The sequence below is a fragment of the Sapientia aquatica genome, assembly GCF_004358105.1.
GTDB classification, from domain to species: domain Bacteria; phylum Pseudomonadota; class Gammaproteobacteria; order Burkholderiales; family Burkholderiaceae_D; genus Solimicrobium; species Solimicrobium aquaticum.
Window position 1 is genome coordinate 111,169 of sequence record NZ_SMYL01000009.1, and the last position, 21,269, is coordinate 132,437.

A 21,269-nucleotide genomic window follows, 5' to 3' on the forward strand; every position below is an offset into this window, starting at 1 on the left:
AAACTGGTAAATACAACATTATTCAAGGATACATATGATGCAAAAAAGTATCACATACAAAGAATTTCAAACTGATAATGCCACTGCTGCGTCAAAACTAATTGATTACTACGAAGGTGATCAAGAACGTTATGTCACTCAAATGCTTAATGGGCAAATGGGCGGTTATGGAAAACGCGAAGACTGGCTCGACCGTGGTTACGTTCCACGTTCACGAAATATTATAAAAAGTATTATCGACAAAAGTGGCTTGCTATTTAATAAGCCGCCAGTACTTTCAATTATTCCATTAGGTAAAACAAACACAGTTACAGATCAAACTTTTGATCGAATTATGCACGACAGTGACTACTTAGAATTCTTTCAAAACGTGGACGTATATACACGCTTAATGAAAAGCACAATCGTCCTTCAACAAAAATATATTCCTACCGAAGTTGCTACTGTAAATGGTCAATATATGTTTGATGCCCAACGTGGCGATGCACTATTGCTTATCCTTTTACATCGCGGTAATTCAGTAGTTCGCATGGATATTACGAATAACAAAATTATTGAACTCGCCTATTTAATTCCAAATACAAATGATGGAGACGATGACGACGGAGAAGACCAAGGTGATGTTTGGTATTACCGTGTAATCACTCCAACTGCAACTGCTGATTACCTTGTTAAAGACGATAAAGAGTTTTTAATTCCGGGCACAGAACAACCTAATCAAGATGGATTTGTTCCAGCAAACTTTTTCTATGACATCAACAAACCAAGAGCAGGTGCTTGGGTTGATAGTCCTGAAGATATTGTTTCATTTCAAGAAATTTATAACTTACATCTTACAGATACCGAATTCGCTGCTGCATGGCAAAAACAAAAAACATTGTTCACTGATAGTGCAATTATCGATACAAGCAGAGTAGGAACAATGGAAGGTATGTATGCAGGACAAGGCCACACAGATGGCGGTACTGTTTATGCACCAAACCAAACAAAGAAAAGTTTAGGTGGATTAGGTCGAATTGTAAGTTTACAACCGGGTCAAGGTGACAAACCACCATTCATCAAATTTGACGGACCCGATACTGACCTTGCAGCATTAGATACAATGATGAGAGCGCTCGTTAAAGACTTAGCTTTTGACTGGGACGTAACTATCAACAGCGGAGCAGAAGTAAGAGCATCAAGTGGCTTCCAAATCGTTGTCGAAGAAATGAATAACCTTAACTTGCGTGAAAAACGCGGCCAAAGTTTTAGAGCTGGCCTACGCCGTTTTTATAACCTGACGCAAAAACTATATCCAGAACTTACTGTGGGCACGCTATGGGCTGATTTCGCTGCTCCAAGCATCCCTGTGAACACAATGGAACAAGAACAAATGTGGCAAATGCGTTTAGACGGAAATCGTTCAAGTTTAGTTGACTATTTTATGGAAACTCAGGAAATGACTGAGCAAGAAGCGAACGACAAAATTCAAGCAATCATTGAAGAGAAAAAAATGCTTGCTAAAGAATTGCCACAACCAATTCCATCCACTGCAACAAAGTTACCTACACCAACAGATACAGCTAACAGAGGAAATACAAGTCCATCGAGCACGACAGGCTAATTTCAAAGTGATAAATAAAACTATAACAAGCACATTGATGGAGTTCAATAAATGACTGAAGAAACAAATAGTGGCGAAAGCCAGCACGTTGAAGGAGTTCAACAACCAAGCATTGAAGATTTACAAGGACAACTCGCTAAGGCAAATGCCGAAGCAGCTAAGGAGCGAAACATTCGCAAGCAATTGCAGAGTGAACGTGATGCAGCTAAAAAAGCCCCTAAAGAAAATTCAAGTGAGGATGATTACAAAGCACTGTGGGCACAAGAGCGTGAAAAGGCTGAGAAGCTTTTGAACAAGACTAAAGCAGCAAGCATTGAAAGCACTGTAAAAGCAAAACTTTCAAAAGCAGGTGTTTTACCTGACGCAATAGATGCAGCAGCAAAACTTCTCGACGCTGGAATGGTCCAGTGGGATGAAGATGATGGAGTTGATGAAGTTAGCGCACAAGCCGCTGTCGCAAAACTAAAAAGCCAGTTCGGTTTTATGTTTGAGAAAAAGGTTTCTGCAACTGACCCAAAACATCCAGCAGACAATAAAAATAATAGTGACAAGACAATGTCGAGGTCACAGTTCGATTCGTTATCACCGCAAGCAAAAGTAGAAAGGATGCAAAACGGCTGGAAATTATTCGAATAATAAAAATAAAAAGGAAATAATATTATGGCAGCTTCAGCTGGTAATAACACATTAACAGGTTTAATCCCTGTAATTTATGAATCAATGGACGTGATCCCACGCGAATTAGTTGGTTCACTCGCAGCAGTAACAATGGACCCTTCAGCAGAAATGGCTGGTCTTAATCAGACTATTCGTTCGCACGTTGTTCCACAAGGTTCTTTAGTTGATATCGTTCCGGGCGTAACAAATGCATCTGCATCCGGTCAAACGATTGGTTACGCAGATTTGACAATTTCTAAAGCAAAAACTTATCAGATTTTATGGTCTGGTGAAGAACAATTGCTTTTGAAAGATCAATATCAAAAAGTTCTTGCAGATCAATTCCGCCAAGCATTCCGTACTTTAGGCAATGCGATGGAAGCAGACGTTGTAAACGGTATCGCTCTTGGTGCTTCACGTGCTACAGGTACTGCTGGTACAACTCCATTCCAAGTTGCAACAAGCATGGGTGACTTTGCTAATGCAATTAAACAATTGGATGATAACGGTGCTCCACAAACAGATCGTTCTATCATACTTGGTACTACAGCAGCAGCTTCAATCCGTGCTAACCAAACTATCCTTTTGAAAGCTAACGAATCGGGTTCAACAGACTTGTTACGTACTGGCGCATTAGGAACTGTAGAAGGTTTTGCAATGCGTACTTCTGGTCAGATTAAAACTGGTCAAGGTCAAAACGGTGTAGCAGTTGGTACAGCATCAGGTTATGTTCTTAACGGCGCACATGCTGTTGGTCAAACATCAATCACAGTTGGTACTGGTACAGGTACAATTTTAGTTGGTGACGTTGTTACTATCGACGGATTCAAATATATCGCTACTTCTTCAATCGCTGCTCCGGGTACATTTACAATCGCTGCTCCAGGATTGCAAGTTGCTGGTGTAAGTTCTGATGTAGTTGCAGACAATGCGACAAGTATCAAAAACTGCTTCTTACAAAAAGCAGGTTTCTTGTTAGCTACTCGTGTTCCTGCAATGCCAGCTGGTGGTGACTCAGGTACAGATATGACAATCGTTACTGATCCAGTTAGCGGCTTGTCGTTCCAAGTTGTTATGTATCGTCAATATCGTCAAATCGTTATCGACGTTGCTATTGCTTGGGGCGTGAAAGTATTGCGTCCAGAATATTGTGGCGTATTGCTTGGCTAATATTTCGATACTTCTCGAAATATAGAAACATTAAAAAGGACATTTCGGTGTCCTTTTTATTTGGATAAATAAACGGTATAGGAGATTTAATAATGGGATTTGAAGTCGAAACAGGAAACGCATCACCAACAGCGAACAGCTATGTAGCCATTGCAGATGCCGATGCTTACCATACCTTATATCAAAATTTAGATTGGGCAACTGATGGATCAATTCCAGATGCAACTAAGCAATTGGCACTAATGCACGCCAGCAAAGCGTGTGATCTTTTATTTGGTCAACAGTATTTGTCAATGCCAGCAACAAGTGCTCAAGCGATGTTATTTCCTCGATTCACTTTCGTAGTAAATCAAAGACAGTTAATTTCAAGCACAACCATTCCTCCACAATTAAAAAATGCAGTCTGTGAACTTGCATTGTTATATCTCGACGGAACAGACATATACCCTACTCCGAACACAACTGCACAAGTTCAAAGTGAAAGCATAAAAGTAGGCGATATAACTAACAATACAACTTTCGCCCACGCTCCAAACGTAGAACAGTTCACTGGATTTTGGCATGTCGAAATGCTTTTAACACCAATTATGAAAGGCCGTGGAATTGCAAATAATTCAAACGCATTTGGTCACTAAGATATGGCATATAACTATTCCAGTTTAGTAGTTTCAACAGCCAATCTAATTCAGAAATTTGGAACTGCTGTAACCATCCAAAGTGCATCCACTGGTAAGACAGTGAAAACTTATGCAGTCTATTGTGGTGGTACAGATGCATCCGACACGACTAATACAACTTCGCTGTTTACAAAAATTACTACTGGTACAGAAACGTGCTATTTGCCAGCCACTGTAATTGCTCCGCTGCCGGGCGACATTATTATCGGCAAAAACAGATCACACAAAATTCTAACGATCCAATCATACAGTCCAGCAGATACCTTAATTGCTTACAAGGTAGCACTCCAATGAGCAATGGAATTATTGATAGCTTATTTGTCGATTTGAATACTCGACTACGAAATTTCAAAAAAGAATTCGCAATGGAGTTTGTTCACAGGGTTGAAGAACGAACACCAGTACAAACAGGCGCATTGAAAGGCGGTTGGGTAACAGAACAAACACAAACCGGATTCGAACTATCCAATACGCAAGATTACGCAGGATATGTTGAAAACGGAACAGACAAAATGGCTCCAAGGGCAATGATAGCCACAACAGCTTTAGAAATGAAAGAGATCGCAGAAGTAGCGAAACAAAGGGCAGGGATTAAATGAATACATTAGACATACAAAATGCCTTAGATGCTCAACTTCAAACGATTGCAAATCTTCCTGCCTTACAGACTGAAAATAACAGGTTCAATGCCAGTACGAATATTGCAAGTTGGGTTCGTTCTACGTTGATGCCAGCGCAAAGTTCAGTTTTAGCAATTGGCCCTAATGCCCTAACCCAAATGCAAGGGTTTTACCAAGTTGATGTGTTCTACCCAGCAGACACCGGAATAACCGCTGCAAGAACCCTTGCAGACACCATAGTGAGCACGTTTCCAGTCGGTCTAAGGCTTGTTGGAAGCAGCGGAACAGTAATTGTAGATGTAACGAGCGTAATAACAGCATATTCCATAAATAAGTATTACTGCATTCCAGTACGAATCCAGTGGTCAGTATTCGGATAAGAAAGAAGATAAATAAAAGCAGTCGGACAAAATAAAAATAATAAGGAGTCCCAATCATGCAGATCGCAGTAGGAAGTAGAAGCGCAATTGGCGCGGTAGTAGAAACGGTTTGGGGCACAACACCAGCAACACCAGCCCTATTAGATTTACCATTCACGACATTCAATGTGAATAAAACATTAGACAAGTTCAATGACACTTCTATCCAAGGCGATAGAATGATGCGCCCATCGGTTACAGGTAATACACATATTACTGGCGACTTGGATGTAAATTATCAGCCATTAAACTATGACAATTTGTTAGCATCATTATTCAACTCAACTTGGGTTACGAACGTATTAAAAATCGGCCAAGTTCAGTCGAGTTTTACCTTTGAACATAGTCAGTTAGATATTTCACAGTTCTGGCAATACACTGGAATGGTAGTTGATAAACTTCAATTGAAATTATCGACAAGCGGACTTGTTACTGCGAAATTTACTTTAATTGGTAAAGATAGCCCAACCCCTACAGTAGTTTCAGTTGATACTACTGCTGGAACAGGCGTTGGTGGATTTTATAGTGCTCCTACAGCAGCACCACCATTCACTCACAACGGTGGCACATTCAAAGAAGGTGGTTCAGCATTCGCGTCCTTTATGTCGTTAGATATTACGTTCGACAATAAAACGGCCGCAAACTTTGGGTTAGGTGGAAGCACAGCGGCAAGTTTAACTTCAAACTATTTCGAAGTAACTGGTTCAGCAAGTGTTTATGTTCAAGATGCTGTTATGTATAACAAATTCATTGAAGCGACTTCTACAACATTAGAATTCACTTTAGCGAATGGAACTAATACACACGATTATTTAATTCCAAACGTTCGTTATCACGGCGCTACAAAAGCAGTTACAGGTCAAGGCCCAGTGACAATGACTTTACCGTTCGTTGGCTTCTATGATTCAACAAGCGGATCAAATGCAGTAATCACACGCACTTAATGATTCAAGTTTCAAATCAAGACCCTTCGGGGTCTTTTTTTATGGATAAATAAAGTGATAACAGGAGATTAGCAATGGCTAAAGCAACGATTAAAAGCATTACAGACATATTCGCGAAAGTAAGTGAATTGGATATTAAAGATTTTGATGGAACATCGGTTGGTGTGAAATTAAAAATGGTTGGAACAGATAGTAAGCAATACAGAGACGCAGAAAAGAAAATGCTTCCGTTTGCAGGTAAAAAAATTACTGATTTGTCTTCAGACGATATCGAAAAGATTGCAGCACTGAAAAAAGAGATGGCAATTTCATTCATCGTTGGATGGGATAACGAAGAAGTTATGGGCGCACCTTATTCACCTGAATTTGCACAGCAATTATTCAGTCGTGAAGAAGCAAGTTTTATTTTAGGTCAGGTGGAGGAATTTGCACAAGAGCGTGCCAACTTTTTTCGTCCAAACAAAAAGTAATTTAACTAAATTCATCAATGGATATGTAGTAATGAACTATCCAACAAAGATGGGCACGTTAGAACAGCAATTGAGCGCACTACGAAAACAAAAACTGCCATTACCAGAAACGTTAAATGGCAGGGTTATACCAAAAGACATTGAACTTAACACGTTTGAAGAATGGATTATGTTGCAGTGGCGTGAAATTGGACAGTCAAGAGAAACAAACGACACTGGCCCACAGCCAATTACAGATACACAAATTCTTGCATATATCGAATTGATGCAAGAGGATTTAAGACTGATAGATATAAAACTAATAAAAGATATTGATAAAGAATTTATTAGCGAGTTGGCAGAACAAAGAGAAATAAACAAGGACTAATAATATGGCTTCAATACTCGACGTACTATTCAAAGCAGACTACAGCGATTTAGATAAAGCGTCAGAAGCTGCTGAGAAACTTCATAAACACGCAAACCACGCCAGCGAAGCAGGCGAACACTTAGAAACCATTTTTAAGGGTATGGGCAGTGCTGTTGGTGAAGCAGTTGAACACATCAGTCGATTCAATAACACGATAGGCAAAATGATGGAATCGTTAGAACATTTAGCAACCACGAATGTTAAAACAATCGGTGGATTAGGCGCATTTGGTTCTGAGGTGCTTGCAGCGACTGCAACTGCTGCTGCTTTCGTAGTTGTATTAGGGCTTGTCGGTGTTGCACTCGCTTTTGAAGCTGCTGAACACATCGAGAAAATGACCAACTTAGCTATTGCATACGGTTACAGTGCGACGCAAGCATTATTGATGAGTAAGGCTGCTGAAAAAGCAGGTTCTTCACTGGATGCAATTGAAGCTACATATGTAAAAGTCGCTAAAGCAGCATATAACGCGAATGATCCGCTTAAAGGCACTGGTGCAGCATTTAGGTCACTTGGTATCGACATTAAAGAATCTAATGGCGAATTAAAATCTGCCCAAGAACTCACTAATGAAGCAATTGAAAAATGGAAGGAAGGTAAGCAAACAACTGAAGAATTTGCTGCGACTACTGCTGTATTAGGTAAAGGGTGGGAAAAGAATTTACCTGCATTAGAAGCTGTTGCTGAAGCGAATAAAGTTGCCAATGAACTTCAACAAAAAGGCATTGGAATTAGCAAAGAAAGTTCCGCTATCGTTGAAGAAAATACTAAAGCACACGGTCGAATGGGTGCAATTATGGCTGACGTTGGATCACGCTTAGTTGAAATTGTCATTCCTGCTTTTACAAATTTAGTTAAATGGTTCAATACAAGTTATGAATCCGGTGGATTAGTTCGCGGGATATTTGTTGCAATCAATGCTTCAGCAGAAATTTTAATGTTTGGAGTTAAATTACTTAGTTCAGCATTTCAATATTTGGAATTCTTGTTAGTAAGTGTTGGTAAAGGCATCGCTGCTGTCGCTGCTTCATTAGCAATGCTTGCATCGGGTGATATGAAGGGTGCGAAAAATGTATGGACTCAGTATTTTGAAGATGTAAAAAAAGGTGCTGAAAGTTATCACGAAAGTCTTAAGGATTTATGGAAAGATCAGGGTGAACATACTGTCGAGCCAAATAAAGAAGGCAATTCCGGTAAAGGCGGTGGAGATACTAAAGACAAACCTGTCGTTGTTAAGTCAGCTATCGGTGAAGCAAAAGATATGTATGCAGCATATCAAGTCACTTTGGACAAAACTTTAGAAACTGTCGAACACTTTAATCAAGTTCAAAAAGCATCTGCTGAAATCGCCCGTTTAGATGCTGCATTCGAAAAAGAAAAACAAAAGATCACTGAAGAAAATAATCGCATTTTGAAAGAAGGTGGAACACTCAAAGCAACTTATTCATCGGAAGAATTAAAGCGTATCACTGCTGAAAAAGAAGCGATCATGCTTCGTGCTAAAGCTGTGGACGATGAACACGCTAAACAACTTATCGAAGTGGAAGACTATAAAAAGTTAAATGATTTCGTTACCAAGTATAACAATACGATTGATGATGAAATTCGCCATCGTCATATGAGTGCTGAACAAATTCGTGAAGAGAATGCACAAAGAACGATTGAAGCGCAATTAGAAGGAAATATTCTTAAATTAAAGCATGACAATATTTGGACAATGGAACGTGAAAACGAATTACGTGCCCAAGCTGCTAAAGCAACCGATGATGTTCACGCTGCTACATTAAGACTCGATGAAGCTAATACGCATTACATAAAAAATGGTGTTGCTGATTTTATGACCAGTATGGGCACTATGGACAAAGCTGCTGAAAACCTTACTGCTAAAGGTTTGAATGGAATGACCGATGCGATAACGAATCTTGTTGTTACTGGTAAAAATGGATTCAAACAATTGGTTGCTTCGATGTTAGAAGAGATTGCAAAACTAATTCTTAAATATATGGTTCTAATTCCACTAATGAAATCAATGCAATCAATGATGGGTGGATTCGGTGGAATAGGTGCTGGTGCTGCTGACGCTGGTGGATCAGCAGCAAGTGCTGCTTCGGTTGTAGGCTCTGCTGCTGATGGTGGTGAAATTGGCGATAACAATAATAACGGGCGTTCAATCTTAGTTGGTGAACACGGTCCAGAAATGTTCATTCCACGCGGAGCAGGAACAATTGTTCCAAACAATAAAATCAATGTCGGAAGTGGCAGTTCGAGTTTTGCAAGCCACATTACAAATAACATTACCGTTCAAGGTAGTAGTAATAGCAGTGCTGCTGACAACTTAGAACAAGCACGACTAATTTCAACAATGATTGAAGCAAAAACAAAACAAACTCTTGCACAGCAATTATTGCCGGGCGGGATGCTAAGTGCAGCACAAAGGAGATTCTAAATGAGTAGTCCACTACCAACAACACCAAGCCCTTCACAAAGCTCTGCTAAAACAACTGAATTCAGAGTTACAAGGGTGAAATTAGGTAACGGATATGAACAACGTTCAATTGACGGACTTAATGCAACGAGAGATTTATGGACATTAGTTTATGAAAATATTTCTTTGTCGAATTTGCAGACAATGACGACATTTTTCGACGGATTAGGTGGAGCAACTTATTTTACGTGGACTGCATTTGGCGACGCAAGTTCAAGCAACTGGATTACGAACGGCAATTATACGATTCAGGTTACTTCAGGTACTACATATACCCTTAGCGTACCTATAACACAGGTATTCGATTTATGACAATTAATCAGGACATTATTCAACCGCAATTAGGTGCATTAGTTGATCTTTATCAGTTAGATGCAACCGCAATTGGTAGTTCAGTTTTCTACTTTACTGCTGCAACAGATAACGGAGCTAATGTAAGTTTCGGTGGGCAAGTTTATATACCAATGCCAATTGAAGCGACTGGATTTCAAGCAAGTTCAGACGGCAGTCTGCCACGTCCAAAACTTCAGTTATCGAATGTAAATAAATTTCTTCAGCCATACCTATTAAGTTTTAGGTACTTCCAAGGAGCAAAGGTAACAAGGATAAGAACTTTTGATAAATATTTGGACGGTCATCCATCGGCAGATAGCACACAGCGATTACCAGATCAAATTTGGTATATCGATCAAATGGAAACAATGACAAAGCAAACAGTAGTTTTCAGCTTAGTTAGTCCACTCGATAGACCAAGTGTGAAATTACCTGCAAGACAAATATTACGTGATAACGGATTTCCGGGAGCAGGATTTCCTTATCTAACATAAAGGAAATAATGGTAGCAGACAATTATATTAAGAACTGGCACGAGGTAGTGCAGCATGTATTACAAGAATATCCTAACGAAGCTTGTGGAATTATTGATAGTGACAATATTTTTCATCCTTACCCTAATATTCATTCTGATCCGCTTCATTGCTTTGAGCTTTCGTCTACTGTTTTCATAGAACACGATCTTAAAGCAATTCTTCATTCCCACACTTACGATCAAAAAACGTCTCACAGCGCATCTCGTGATTTAGCACGTTGTCCAAGTTTCGTCGATCAAGAATCACAAATTTCATCAGACGTTGAATGGTGCGTAGTTGTATGCGATGGCGAAGGTGTTGACCAGCCAATTTGGTGGGGCGATTACAACCATACAGCACCGTTAATGGATCGTGAATTTATTCCCGGTGCCCAAGACTGCTTAACATTTATTGCTGATTGGATGTATCAAAACAAAGGCATTGAATTACCACGACAACCACACTCCGAAGATTGGTTTCAAAACGGGGAAGATTTTATGTCAGAGCTTTACAAGACGTGGGGATTTTCTGACATAAATAGTAGTGAAATTGAAATAGGTGATTTAGTAATGTTTAAGATACGTTCAAGCGTAGTTAATCATTTAGGCATTTATGTTGGTAACAGCATGGTCGCTCATCATTTATTCAATCGCCTTCCAGTAGAAGAACTTCTATGCAAATGGGAAGGATACATAGAGAGAATAGCGCGATATGCAAAGAACGATTGAATTCCACGGTGAAGCAGCAAAGAAATGGGGCAAGACTCACACAATAGATGCCGATACTACATTCATGGCCTTTCGCGGATTAGTAAATATTTTAGGCAATGATTTTCGTGAATATGTAAGACAAAATAAATTCCGAATTCTTAAAAATAAAAATTCCCAAATAAAGAAGAATGCTTTATCTGAAATGCAAGTGCATCAAGAATTAGAAGATACAAAAGTGCTGCATGTCGTGCCGATTATTCAAGGTGCTGGTGCAGTATTTCGAATAATTATTGGCGTAATTCTTTTAGTAGCAGCGTGTTTTGGATACGGAAATCCATACACGGTTTCATTAGGTATTTCTTTAATTATGGGCGGTATTGCTCAATTAATGGCCCCACATCCGAGTAGCGGAAGTAACGGCGCTTCATTAACCAGTTATAACTTCACTGGTCCAGCTAATAACACACAACAAGGTGGACCAGTTCCACTTGTTTATGGAAAGGTAGGTAACTGTGGTGGAACAATAATTTCAATAGGTTTAACGTATGAAAAGCCATAAGAATAAAAAAAATATACCTTCTGAAAATATTGTTGGTGCAGGTGGTGGTGGAAAAGGCGGTGGAAGTAGTGGTGCAAATATTGCGCCGGACAATCTATCATCAGTAAGTTCCGCGCGAGTATTGTTTGCTGTCGGTGAAGGTGAAATGGGTGGATTATGGACAGGCGATGCAAAAAGTATTCGCATTAATAATACCCAACTTCAAAACCCATCAGGAACCTATAACTTCAACAATGTAATTTGGAACGTAAATACTGGCACACCAAGCCAAACATATATTCCGGGTTTTAGTGCGGCTGAAAATTATTTCTCGGTTGGTACAGAAGTGTTTAGTTATTCTCCTGTTACGGTTACTACATCTGGACCGAATATTGATGCAATGCGTATGGATATTCAAATTCCTGCATTGTCTATTCAAAGCAGTTCAACTGGTGATGTGAAGGGTTCATCAGTATCGTTCTATTTCCAAACAAAATTATCAACTGGTGGCACATGGACAACGGTAAAAAACGTTACCGAAACTGGAAAATGTTCAAGTCCACAAATTATCAGTTATCGCATTCCGCGCCCTACTTCTGCTGGTATTTGGCAAGTAAAAGTTGTTAGAACAAGTCCAGATGATTCAGGCACACTAATTCAAGATAGAACTATCGTAAATGGCTACACTGAAATCCAAGACGTTCAATTAGCATACGCAAATACGTGTGTATTAGGTGTTCAGGTTGATGCAAAAAGTATCGGCACAAGTGTTCCAACATTTAGTGCTGACTGGTACGGACGAAAAGTTCGAATTCCAAACAACTATGATCCAGTAACACGCATTTACACAGGATCGTGGACTGGTACATTTGGTGCGACAAAATATTATACAAATAATCCAGCGTGGATTGTTTTTGACATGCTCACTGAAGCACGAGCAGGATTAGGACTTGCAGACAGCCAAATTGATAAATTCAGTTTCTATAATGCTTCTGTTTATTGTGATGCAGGAATTCAATACACTTCCGGTGGTGTTTATGTGACGGGTGGTGTAAGTGATGGTGCTGGCGGTCATGAACCGCGATACACATTTAACGGCGTAATTAATCAGCGTTTAGGTTCGTGGGATGCACTTCAACAAGTTGCATCAATTATGCACGGACGATTATTTACGACAGGTCAGTTAATAAAATTAGTTATTGATCAACCGGGTTCACCAGTCGCGTTAATTACTAATTCGAATGTAATTAACGATGGAAATACAGATTTTACATACAGCACACCGAGCGCTACTACACGATTCAATGCTTGTCGCGTTACTTTCAACGATCCTGCATATAACTATCAAGTTAAAGACATTTTATACAATGATACAAGCACAGGCGAAGCCTACTTGCAGACTGATATTAATGGTTTTGGTATTACAAGTGAAGGACAAGCAAGACGACTTTCAAAGTGGGTAGTTGATACAAGTTTATACAGCACTTTAACTGTCGCATTCAAAGTTAGTTTTGAACACGCTGCTTTAGAGCCATTCGACATTATTAAATTAATGGATACGAATGTTGCTGGTGTAAATCAAGAAACAAGGATTGTTAGCATAAGCGGAACTTCAGTAACTTTTGACCGCCCAATAACAGTAGGCACAGGTACTTGGACTGTGGATGCGGTAGGAAGTGACGGTATAACTATTGAAACAAGAACAATTACAAGCACTGGTACAACAAGTGCGACCCACACTGTTTCATCTGCTTTGACTGGTGCGAAGAATAGTGCAGCAATAATTACTGGTGCAGTTGGCGCACAATATTTCAGAATATTGTCTATCAAAGAATCAAAACCATTTGAATATGATGTTACAGCGACTCAATATGACTCAGCAAAATTTGCACGAATTGAAGGCGGTATTGCAGTCGCTACGTCACCGTTCTTCAGCAATCCAAATCAAACTTCTGTAAGTCCTGTTAGTGGATTTAGTTATGCACAAGTTAGTGCATTACAGCCTGATGGATCAGTGGGCAGATATTTAGATGTTGAGTGGGCACCTGTTTCAACTGACTACGTTGTTCGCTATGGTGTGAACTGGAATAAAGACGACAATCCAATAACTGATTTAGGAAATAACATTCTTCAGCCAAGGGTTCGCATTCCACTCACTACAGATGGCACATATCTTATCAATGTAATTGCATATAATTCATTCGGTAAAGCATCTGCACAGGCTACAGGAACATATACAGCAACCCTTTCTGCACCGTCAGGCATATCACCATTACCGAACGTAACAAGCCTTCAAACAGTAGCAGGAAGCACTACGGTATGGACTGGTCCTGATTTGACGGTTTCGTGGGTTGCAGGTGTTAATACGACTGCTTCTACGCTAAAGGATTATCAAGTTACTTTAGTGAATAGTGGAACAAGTTCATTATTCAAGACGTTCTATACGACAAGTACAAATTTCGCCTACAAGTTTGCCGACAATGCTTCTGACAATGGTGGTACTCCTGTACGCAATATTGCAGTCACTGTAAAAGAACGTGATGCAGGTAACTTATTAACGGCAGGTACTGCTGTAACCTTAATAAATTCTGCTCCTGCTGTTCCGACTTCAATTACTGCGACAGGAATGCAAAATGGAGTCGCTGTTTCGTGGGCTGCTACAGCTTCAACAAACACTATTGCTGGTTATATTGTTTGGGCGAGTCAAACGAACGCATTTACTCCAAGTTCTGCGAATGTGGTTTATCAAGGTTCTGCAACTGCATTTATTCACGCAAATTTAGCGACAAGTGCTGTCTGGTATTACAAGGTTGCTGCATACGATATTTTCGGTGTGAATTTGTCTGGTACTGGATTGAATGTGTCAAGTCAATATACTGCTACTGCGACTGCTGCTGTAGGTATTTTAGGTGTTACTTCATTGCCGGGTTCAGGCACGGAAGGCATGGTTGTATTCAATACGACAGACGGACAACTTTACAGATATCACAGCGGTGCGTGGACATTAGCAGTACCAGCAGTAAACGTCACAGGTACTCTTACAGCGTCTCAGATTGCTTCTGTGAATGCTGCTTCAGTTGGTGCTGGATTGACTGCTGCACAGATTAGTTCTGTGAATGCTGCTGCTGTTGGCAATGGCTTAACTGGCACTCAGATAGCTGCTTCAACAATTACAGGATCAAACATAGTTGCTGGAACTATTACAGCAGGGAACATTGCAGCAGGAGCTATTACTGCAACTCAATTAGCTGCAAACTCGGTTACGTCTGCTGCAATTGTCGCTGGCACAATTGTTTCAAGTGATATAGCAGCAAACACAATCGTTGCTGCGAACATTGCGACAGGAACTATTACTGCAACTCAGATTGCAGCCAATACGATTACATCATCACAGATTGCAGCGAACACGATTACCGCTGGTCAAATTGCAGCGAGTACGATTACGTCAAGTCAAATTGCAGCGAATACCATTGTTGGCGGAAATATCGCAGCGAATACCATTGTGGCAAGCAATTTAAGTGTAAGTACTCTATCTGCAATCACTGCAAACTTAGGAACAATTACTGCGGGTGATATTGGTGGCACCACGCTTCACGGTGGATCGTTTGGATCAGGTTATGCGTGGCCTACTTCGGGTGGTGGATTTCATTTAAGTGGAAATGGATTGCTTCTGGGGAATCCCAATGTCGGTTCCTACATGCAAATAAACAGTGACGGGTCTATATACTCACCTGCATTTTCGGTTACGTCTGCGGGTGTAATGACTATTGCACAAGCAAATGTTATCAATACATTGAACATTGCAGGGCAAGCGGTAACACTCCCTACCATTGTTTTCACCGCTGCTGTGACAGCGTATGTCACGACCATTACTGCTATCCAGACTGTCACGCTAACAGCTACTGGATATCCAATACTGATTAACTTTAATTGTGCTGTAACTCCAAGCACTTCGGCATCAATACCGGTCGTTTCCATTGTGCGTAATATTTCTGGTGTTTACACAACTCCATACACAACGACCGTTTACTGTCCCTCCGTAGGCAATGCAACTAATTTTGCAGCGTCTATCGTAGACACACCACCTGCGGGGTCTGTGACTTATACGATGTGGCTTGCCCCACAATCATCCAGCCTTCCTGCTCGAGCACAAAACTGCACAATAGCGACAGTTGAATATAGGAGATAATTATGAACTGCTACGGAATATATAACATCACGACTGGAGTAATTCGTTGCGTACTTACTGCAAGCAATGACAATATTTCAGAAAATGTACAAGCCGGCGAATCTGCAATAATTTTGCTGGATGATGAGGCCGACGATAAGCACTACGTCTCGAATGGTGTAGTGGTTCCATATCCAACTAAACCTGCTGAGTTTTACATATGGGATTACACGACTACAACTTGGATCGATCCACGAACTTTAGCCGATGCACAGTTAGCACAATGGGAAATTGTAAAAGCTGCTCGCGATGCTGCAAATTTAACCGGGTTCGTTTGGAACTCGATGAATTTTCAAAGTGATCCGACTTCACAAGCACAGATTCAAGGTGCAATCCAATTAGCACAGCTTGCAATTGCTGCTTCACAACCGTTCTCGATTGTTTGGACTTTGACGGACAACACCACTACTACTTTATCGGCAACAGATATGTTCGGTGTTGGTGTCGCTTTAGGTACATTCATTCAAACGAATTATGCAAAAGGTGTCGCACTACGAAATGAAATTAATGCAGCAACTTCCATTCCTGCCGTTGAAGCAATAGTTTGGAACTAAGGTAAATAATAAAAAGAATAAAGGAGCACTATGAGCAATACCGTAAATATTACAGTGAATCAAGGCACAAGTTTGCCATACACATTCACGCTGACTTACCTTGATAATTCCGTTTATAACTTAACGGGATATGACGCAAGGTTGCAAGTGCGTAGAACTTATGGTGATACAACTTGGCTGATTAACTGCACGGTGGCAAATGGAAAATTAGTTATTAACGCTGCTGCTGGCACGATTACGTGGCATATTATTCCGTCAGATACTATGAGTATTAGATTCAATAACAAGGATGATGACACATTAGATTGTGTTTACGATTTAGAGATAACTGACCCAACTGGAAATATTTATAAACCTGCTGGCGGCACGCTCACAATCAATAGAGAAGTTACTCGCTAAATTTCTTCCTTTTGGTAGATAAATAAATGCGTATTACATATACGCATTTTTTATTTCTACATAACTTAAGGAGGCATTTTTAATGTCCGCATCATACTATTTAATGAATCACTTGGTCGATCACCAAACAGGCAAAACAGCATTCACTATGCCTACTGTTTATGTTGGATTGTCCACTACAACACCAACTCAGGGCTTACCACCAACAACAATTACTGAACCATCAGGCGGTTCATATGCTCGTGTAGCTACTTCTGGCGCGACTTGGAACTCTGCTGCTGCTGGTACTACTTCAAACGCTGCTGCAATCACTTTCCCGACAGCTACGGCTGACTGGTCTGCTGCTGCAAATATGACTTACGGCGTTTTATATGATGCAGTAACAGCAGGTAACGTACTTGGGTGGGGTGTTCTTACTGTAGCTAAGAACGTATTGAACGGTGACACTGCTTCAATCGCTATCGGTGGATTGACAGTAACTATCTCTTAATCGAAATAGTCTTAACCAAGAAAGCGGCAGCTGCCGCTTTCTGCATTTTAGGATAAAAAAATGTCAAACAATACGACCTTAAATAATGGCACTGGTGGCGACATCATCCAGACAATTGACAATACAACTTACAAAACCCAAGTAATTACTCTTGCTAACAGTACAGGTGTGAATATTGCTGCTGTAAAAGCTGCTTCGACTGCTGCTGTTGCTGCTGATCCAGCATTAGTAGTTGCAATCAGTCCAAATAACACAGTCGGTGTAACTGGTACATTCTGGCAGGCTACACAGCCTGTTTCAGGCACATTTTGGCAAACAACCCAGCCTGTTTCAATTGCTTCAATGCCCACTACGGCTGTTACAGGAACATTTTGGCAGGCTACACAGCCTGTCAGTTTATCTGCATTACCTGCATTGGTTGCTGGTTCTGCTATTGTCGGCAAAGTTGGTATTGACCAAACTACAGTAGGTACAACGAATGCAGTCTCCCTTGCACAAATTGGTGCGACTACAGTAGTTACTGGTGGTTTGGCAGGTACTTTAGGTGTAGGTGGTGCAGTTGCTGCCGGTGGTGCAATTACTTCTAATCCGGTGCGTATCGGTGGTGTCGCGTACACAGCCAATCCTGCTGCTGCAACGACAGGTACAACAGCTAACATGATGTTAGACAAAATGGGACGTGTGGCAGTTGTTCAAGGTCACGTTCGTGATTTAGTCGGTAAGCAGGCAACCACAATTACGTCCTCTACTGCTGCCACAACAATTATCACTGCTGGTGGTGCTGGTGTATTCAATGACATTACACGATTAACAGTTACTAATGGTTCTGCAACAGCGACTGCAATTACTTTATCAGACGGTACTTACAGTGAAGTATTTAACTGTGCAGCGGGTGGTGGTTTCAATATTGAATTTAATCCTCCAATGCCAGCTACTACTGCTGCAACTGCATGGACTATTACTTGTGGTACTTCTGTGGCTTCAATTTATGTTGGCACGACTTACGTGAAGAACTTATAAGATGGCAATTGCATTTTCAAATGTTACGAGCTTGGCGAATGCAAGTTATTCGCCTACTGCTGTCACTGGTTCTTTCACATCAATTACTGGACAGTATTATTTGGTGTCTTGTGCTGGTGGTGGCATCACAGGTATTACTTCGACTAACGGAATAACATTCACATCGATTACTGCTTCCGGCACTACTTTGCACCTTTATGGTGGATATTGCACATCTGGCGCTTCAGGAACGATAACACTCACTGGTGGTGGTGTCGGTGATTATTCCGTAGATACGATATCAGGAATGGCTACTTCGGGCTGTATTGCACAATCAAATAAAGCTGCGGCAGAATCAACTACTTTGTCTGCACTTGCATCGGGTAGTGCTACATTTTTGTGTGGTACTAACGCACTTAATGCAATTACCATTAAAAGTGGTTGGACACAGTTAGTAAACATTGGGTCAACTTCGTTGTTGATGACTGGCTACAAAGTTGCAGGCGATAATGCTCCTAACTTTACAGGTACTGCTTCAGGCCCGGCTATTATCGCGGTTGAAGTAAAAGGGCCGCCACCTGTTGCATACGGAACAGCAGCATCAGTGAATAGTGTGATGCAATTAGGATGTGGGGTCTAAATGACTTTACTAACCACTCTCCAATTAGATTTAGGTGGTGGGCCTAAACTACTTTCATTTCCACTTGCAGAAACTATTGTGAATACAGGTGCGACTAATCTTAGTCGTTCCTTCATATCGTCCTTAACAGAAACTCAGGTAATAAATCCTGCATTTTCTCGAACACGCCCTATTACATCATCACTCGCAGAAACTATTACTGACAGTTTTTCTGTTGGCAGAAATCGTAGCGTGGCAGTGTCGGTGAATGAAGTTGAATTATTAGCTGCTCAGATTGCAAGAATAAGAGCAGTTACTTCTTCAATGACAGAAACTGAAACATTGATTGCAGCATTTATTGAATCAAAACATTTTTCAATATCGATTACTGAATCTGAAGCATTATCAAACGCTATTGCAAGAACACGAAATAGTCAGTTTGCAATTGCTGAAGTTTTAGCGAATACATTTAATGTGATTCGTGGAAGAACAGTAGTTTTACCTGTTACTGAAACGATTTCATACACTTTTGCCCTTACTCGATTAAAGCAAATAACTTTAGCCTTGGCTGAAACTTATGCAATGTCGGTTACTACAAGCAAATTAAAGGCACTTTCGCTTGGTCTTACTGAAACACAGTCCGATACCTTCAATATAAACCGTACAAGAACGGTTATTGCAGCGTTGAGCGAAGCAATAGCTTACGGAAGCACTCTAAAACGCATTAGAACCGTCGCTGCTGCGGTTGCGGAAGCAGAGGTGCTAACTACTGCACTGAACAGAATAAAAACGCTGCAAGGGACTATTTCCGAGCAAATTACAATCAATCCTGCTCTTGGGCGCAATAGAAATGTAATTTCAGCAATAAGTGAACTCGAAACTATTTCAATAGGATTGGGGAAATTAAAACTAATGGCATTGGTTTGTGCTGAAACACAGAACAATACTATTTGGATGGCTCGTGCTCGCAGGGTGGCAAGTTCGATTACAGAAATTGAAGCTTATACGGCTCAGTTTAATCGTGCTCGTGCAATTGTTTTACCGATTGCTGAAAGTGAATCAATTACCTTCAATATTAGACGATTAAGACAACAGGCTTTAGCTATATACGAGACAGACGGTTTCGGTGCAGCATTAGCCAGAATTCGTGCAATTACGGAAGCTATCAACGAAGTTTCGGGATATGCATTCACTGTAAATGCTTACCGTTTGGCAGGAGCGTTAAATTTAGCGATTTCGTGGAATGAATGGGTCACGGTTGGCAATATTCAGAAACTTACTCCAATGAGCGAAACCTTATTAGTTATTTTGAATGGCAGTGCGACTGTTCCGGTTATAACTTCGGGTGCTGCTACTGTTCCTGTGATAACGCAAGAATCAATAATAATTAAAAATATCCAAATGGGATAAGGAAGGAATATGGCTGTATATGCAGATAGAGTAAGAGAAACTACAACTACAACTGGAACTGGCACTTATTCTTTAGGCGGTGCAGTAACTGGTTTTATCACTTTTGTTTCGGGCGTAACGACAGGACAGGTTGTGACCTATTGTGCCGAAGATGGTACTAACTGGGAAGTGGGTGAAGGTACTATAACGAGTGGCGCACCTGATACACTAACAAGAACAACTATTCTTGCTTCATCCAATGCTGGTGGTGCTGTTTCGTGGAGTGTAGGATCAAAGAATATTTTCTTAACTGCTTCGGCCGTTCGTGTAGCTACATTAGATAAAGCAAATACATTCACTGGTAAAGTTGGCGCACCAAGTTTCGCAATGACAAACGGTGGACTGTCCACAGTAACTTACACATCATCGACAACTACAGCAAATCAAATTATTGATTCAGTTCTTACTGCTTCTGTTTTAGCGGTCAAATATCTTGTTCACGTAGTTTCGGGAAGTTCATATCAAGCTGGCGAAATTTTAATATTACACGACGGTGTTACTCCTTCGATTTGCGAATATGGAGATATAAACACTGGATCAGTGCTGGCAACATTCGACGCAACGATAGCGACTGGAAATCTAAATCTTGTATTCACTCCTACTAATGCAGTGACAACAGTTAAAGTTATTCGCACTTCTATTGGAACTTAATGAATGCTTGGATCAACTTCTTTTTCATCTTCTGCAATTAGTGTTCGTCCCGGTGGTTTAGTAACTGTTGGGTTGTCTTTAGCTGAGACTGAATTATTACTTGCGGCTTTCGGTAAAAAATATAATTGCACATTTACTCTTTCTGAAACTGAATTACTAACTGAGAGTTTAAGTCGTGTTCGTGGCATTGTTATGCCAGTTACTGAAACTGAATTACTAACTGAGAGTTTAAGTCGTGTTCGTGGCATTGTTATGCCAGTTACTGAAACTGAATTACTAACTGAGAGTTTAAGTCGTGTTCGTGGCATTGTTATGCCAGTTACTGAAACT

The 21,269-nt window shown here is 40.5% G+C and carries 24 protein-coding genes; all 24 read left to right on the top strand.

From position 1 onward, the window contains the following. Positions 1–34: 34 nt before the first annotated feature. Complete coding sequence (locus tag E2I14_RS15190; protein WP_133330048.1) at positions 35–1,603, top strand: hypothetical protein; 1,569 nt, start codon at positions 35–37, stop codon at positions 1,601–1,603. A gap of 51 nt (positions 1,604–1,654) precedes the next feature. Further along, a complete protein-coding gene (locus E2I14_RS15195) occupies positions 1,655–2,239 on the top strand; it encodes a hypothetical protein (RefSeq protein ID WP_133330050.1) in 585 nt (194 codons plus the stop codon). A 24-nt stretch (positions 2,240–2,263) separates the two neighbouring features. Further along, positions 2,264–3,430, top strand: coding sequence for a P22 phage major capsid protein family protein (locus tag E2I14_RS15200; protein ID WP_133330052.1), 1,167 nt, complete (start codon positions 2,264–2,266; stop codon positions 3,428–3,430). A gap of 92 nt (positions 3,431–3,522) precedes the next feature. Beyond that, a complete protein-coding gene (locus E2I14_RS15205; RefSeq protein WP_133330054.1) occupies positions 3,523–4,065 on the top strand; it encodes a DnaT-like ssDNA-binding protein in 543 nt (180 codons plus the stop codon). A gap of 3 nt (positions 4,066–4,068) precedes the next feature. Further along, positions 4,069–4,401, top strand: a complete 333-nt coding sequence (locus E2I14_RS19340) for a hypothetical protein (RefSeq protein ID WP_165967857.1) — start codon at positions 4,069–4,071, stop codon at positions 4,399–4,401. After that, positions 4,398–4,706, top strand: coding sequence for an HK97 gp10 family phage protein (locus E2I14_RS15210; RefSeq protein ID WP_133330056.1), 309 nt, complete (start codon positions 4,398–4,400; stop codon positions 4,704–4,706). Before E2I14_RS19340 ends, E2I14_RS15210 begins: the two co-directional genes overlap by 4 nt. Then, complete coding sequence (locus E2I14_RS15215; protein WP_133330057.1) at positions 4,703–5,107, top strand: phage tail terminator-like protein; 405 nt, start codon at positions 4,703–4,705, stop codon at positions 5,105–5,107. The genes E2I14_RS15210 and E2I14_RS15215 overlap by 4 nt, the downstream gene beginning before the upstream one ends. Positions 5,108–5,163: 56 nt before the next feature. Beyond that, a complete protein-coding gene (locus E2I14_RS15220) occupies positions 5,164–6,090 on the top strand; it encodes a phage tail tube protein (RefSeq protein WP_133330059.1) in 927 nt (308 codons plus the stop codon). A 74-nt stretch (positions 6,091–6,164) separates the two neighbouring features. Continuing rightward, complete coding sequence (locus E2I14_RS15225; protein WP_133330061.1) at positions 6,165–6,560, top strand: hypothetical protein; 396 nt, start codon at positions 6,165–6,167, stop codon at positions 6,558–6,560. A 31-nt stretch (positions 6,561–6,591) separates the two neighbouring features. Continuing rightward, positions 6,592–6,927 (top strand): phage tail assembly chaperone, encoded by a 336-nt coding sequence (locus tag E2I14_RS15230; RefSeq protein WP_133330063.1) that lies wholly within the window; start codon positions 6,592–6,594, stop codon positions 6,925–6,927. A 4-nt stretch (positions 6,928–6,931) separates the two neighbouring features. Beyond that, positions 6,932–9,415, top strand: coding sequence for a phage tail tape measure C-terminal domain-containing protein (locus E2I14_RS15235; protein WP_133330065.1), 2,484 nt, complete (start codon positions 6,932–6,934; stop codon positions 9,413–9,415). Beyond that, positions 9,416–9,766 (top strand): phage tail protein, encoded by a 351-nt coding sequence (locus E2I14_RS15240; protein WP_133330067.1) that lies wholly within the window; start codon positions 9,416–9,418, stop codon positions 9,764–9,766. After that, the gene (locus E2I14_RS15245) at positions 9,763–10,281 is read left to right on the top strand and encodes a phage minor tail protein L (RefSeq protein WP_133330069.1); all 519 of its coding nucleotides are present in this window, start codon (positions 9,763–9,765) and stop codon (positions 10,279–10,281) included. The genes E2I14_RS15240 and E2I14_RS15245 overlap by 4 nt, the downstream gene beginning before the upstream one ends. 8 nt (positions 10,282–10,289) lie before the next feature. Next, on the top strand, positions 10,290–11,030 hold the full coding sequence (locus tag E2I14_RS15250) for an NlpC/P60 family protein (RefSeq protein WP_133330070.1): 741 nt from the start codon (positions 10,290–10,292) through the stop codon (positions 11,028–11,030). Then, positions 11,014–11,571, top strand: coding sequence for a tail assembly protein (locus E2I14_RS15255; protein WP_133330072.1), 558 nt, complete (start codon positions 11,014–11,016; stop codon positions 11,569–11,571). The genes E2I14_RS15250 and E2I14_RS15255 overlap by 17 nt, the downstream gene beginning before the upstream one ends. After that, complete coding sequence (gene gpJ, locus E2I14_RS15260; RefSeq protein WP_133330074.1) at positions 11,558–15,739, top strand: TipJ family phage tail tip protein; 4,182 nt, start codon at positions 11,558–11,560, stop codon at positions 15,737–15,739. Before E2I14_RS15255 ends, gpJ begins: the two co-directional genes overlap by 14 nt. 2 nt (positions 15,740–15,741) lie before the next feature. Continuing rightward, the gene (locus tag E2I14_RS15265; protein WP_133330076.1) at positions 15,742–16,332 is read left to right on the top strand and encodes a DUF4376 domain-containing protein; all 591 of its coding nucleotides are present in this window, start codon (positions 15,742–15,744) and stop codon (positions 16,330–16,332) included. A 30-nt stretch (positions 16,333–16,362) separates the two neighbouring features. Continuing rightward, entirely contained in the window at positions 16,363–16,731 is a 369-nt protein-coding gene (locus E2I14_RS15270; protein ID WP_133330078.1) for a hypothetical protein, read from the top strand. Between the two features lie 82 nt (positions 16,732–16,813). Next, on the top strand, positions 16,814–17,221 hold the full coding sequence (locus tag E2I14_RS15275) for a phage tail fiber protein (RefSeq protein ID WP_133330080.1): 408 nt from the start codon (positions 16,814–16,816) through the stop codon (positions 17,219–17,221). 60 nt (positions 17,222–17,281) lie between these two features. Continuing rightward, on the top strand, positions 17,282–18,241 hold the full coding sequence (locus E2I14_RS15280; protein WP_133330082.1) for a hypothetical protein: 960 nt from the start codon (positions 17,282–17,284) through the stop codon (positions 18,239–18,241). A gap of 1 nt (position 18,242) precedes the next feature. Then, positions 18,243–18,860: a hypothetical protein gene (locus E2I14_RS15285; protein ID WP_133330084.1), complete on the top strand. Its 618-nt coding sequence runs from the start codon at positions 18,243–18,245 to the stop codon at positions 18,858–18,860. Further along, positions 18,861–20,249 (top strand): hypothetical protein, encoded by a 1,389-nt coding sequence (locus tag E2I14_RS15290; RefSeq protein ID WP_133330086.1) that lies wholly within the window; start codon positions 18,861–18,863, stop codon positions 20,247–20,249. A 9-nt stretch (positions 20,250–20,258) separates the two neighbouring features. Beyond that, positions 20,259–20,939 carry a hypothetical protein gene (locus tag E2I14_RS15295; protein WP_133330088.1) on the top strand — a complete coding sequence of 227 codons (681 nt, stop codon included), beginning with the start codon at positions 20,259–20,261 and terminating at the stop codon, positions 20,937–20,939. Between the two features lie 3 nt (positions 20,940–20,942). Beyond that, positions 20,943–21,269 (top strand): hypothetical protein (locus tag E2I14_RS19345; protein ID WP_165967858.1); only part of this gene is annotated, 327 nt, incomplete at its 3' end.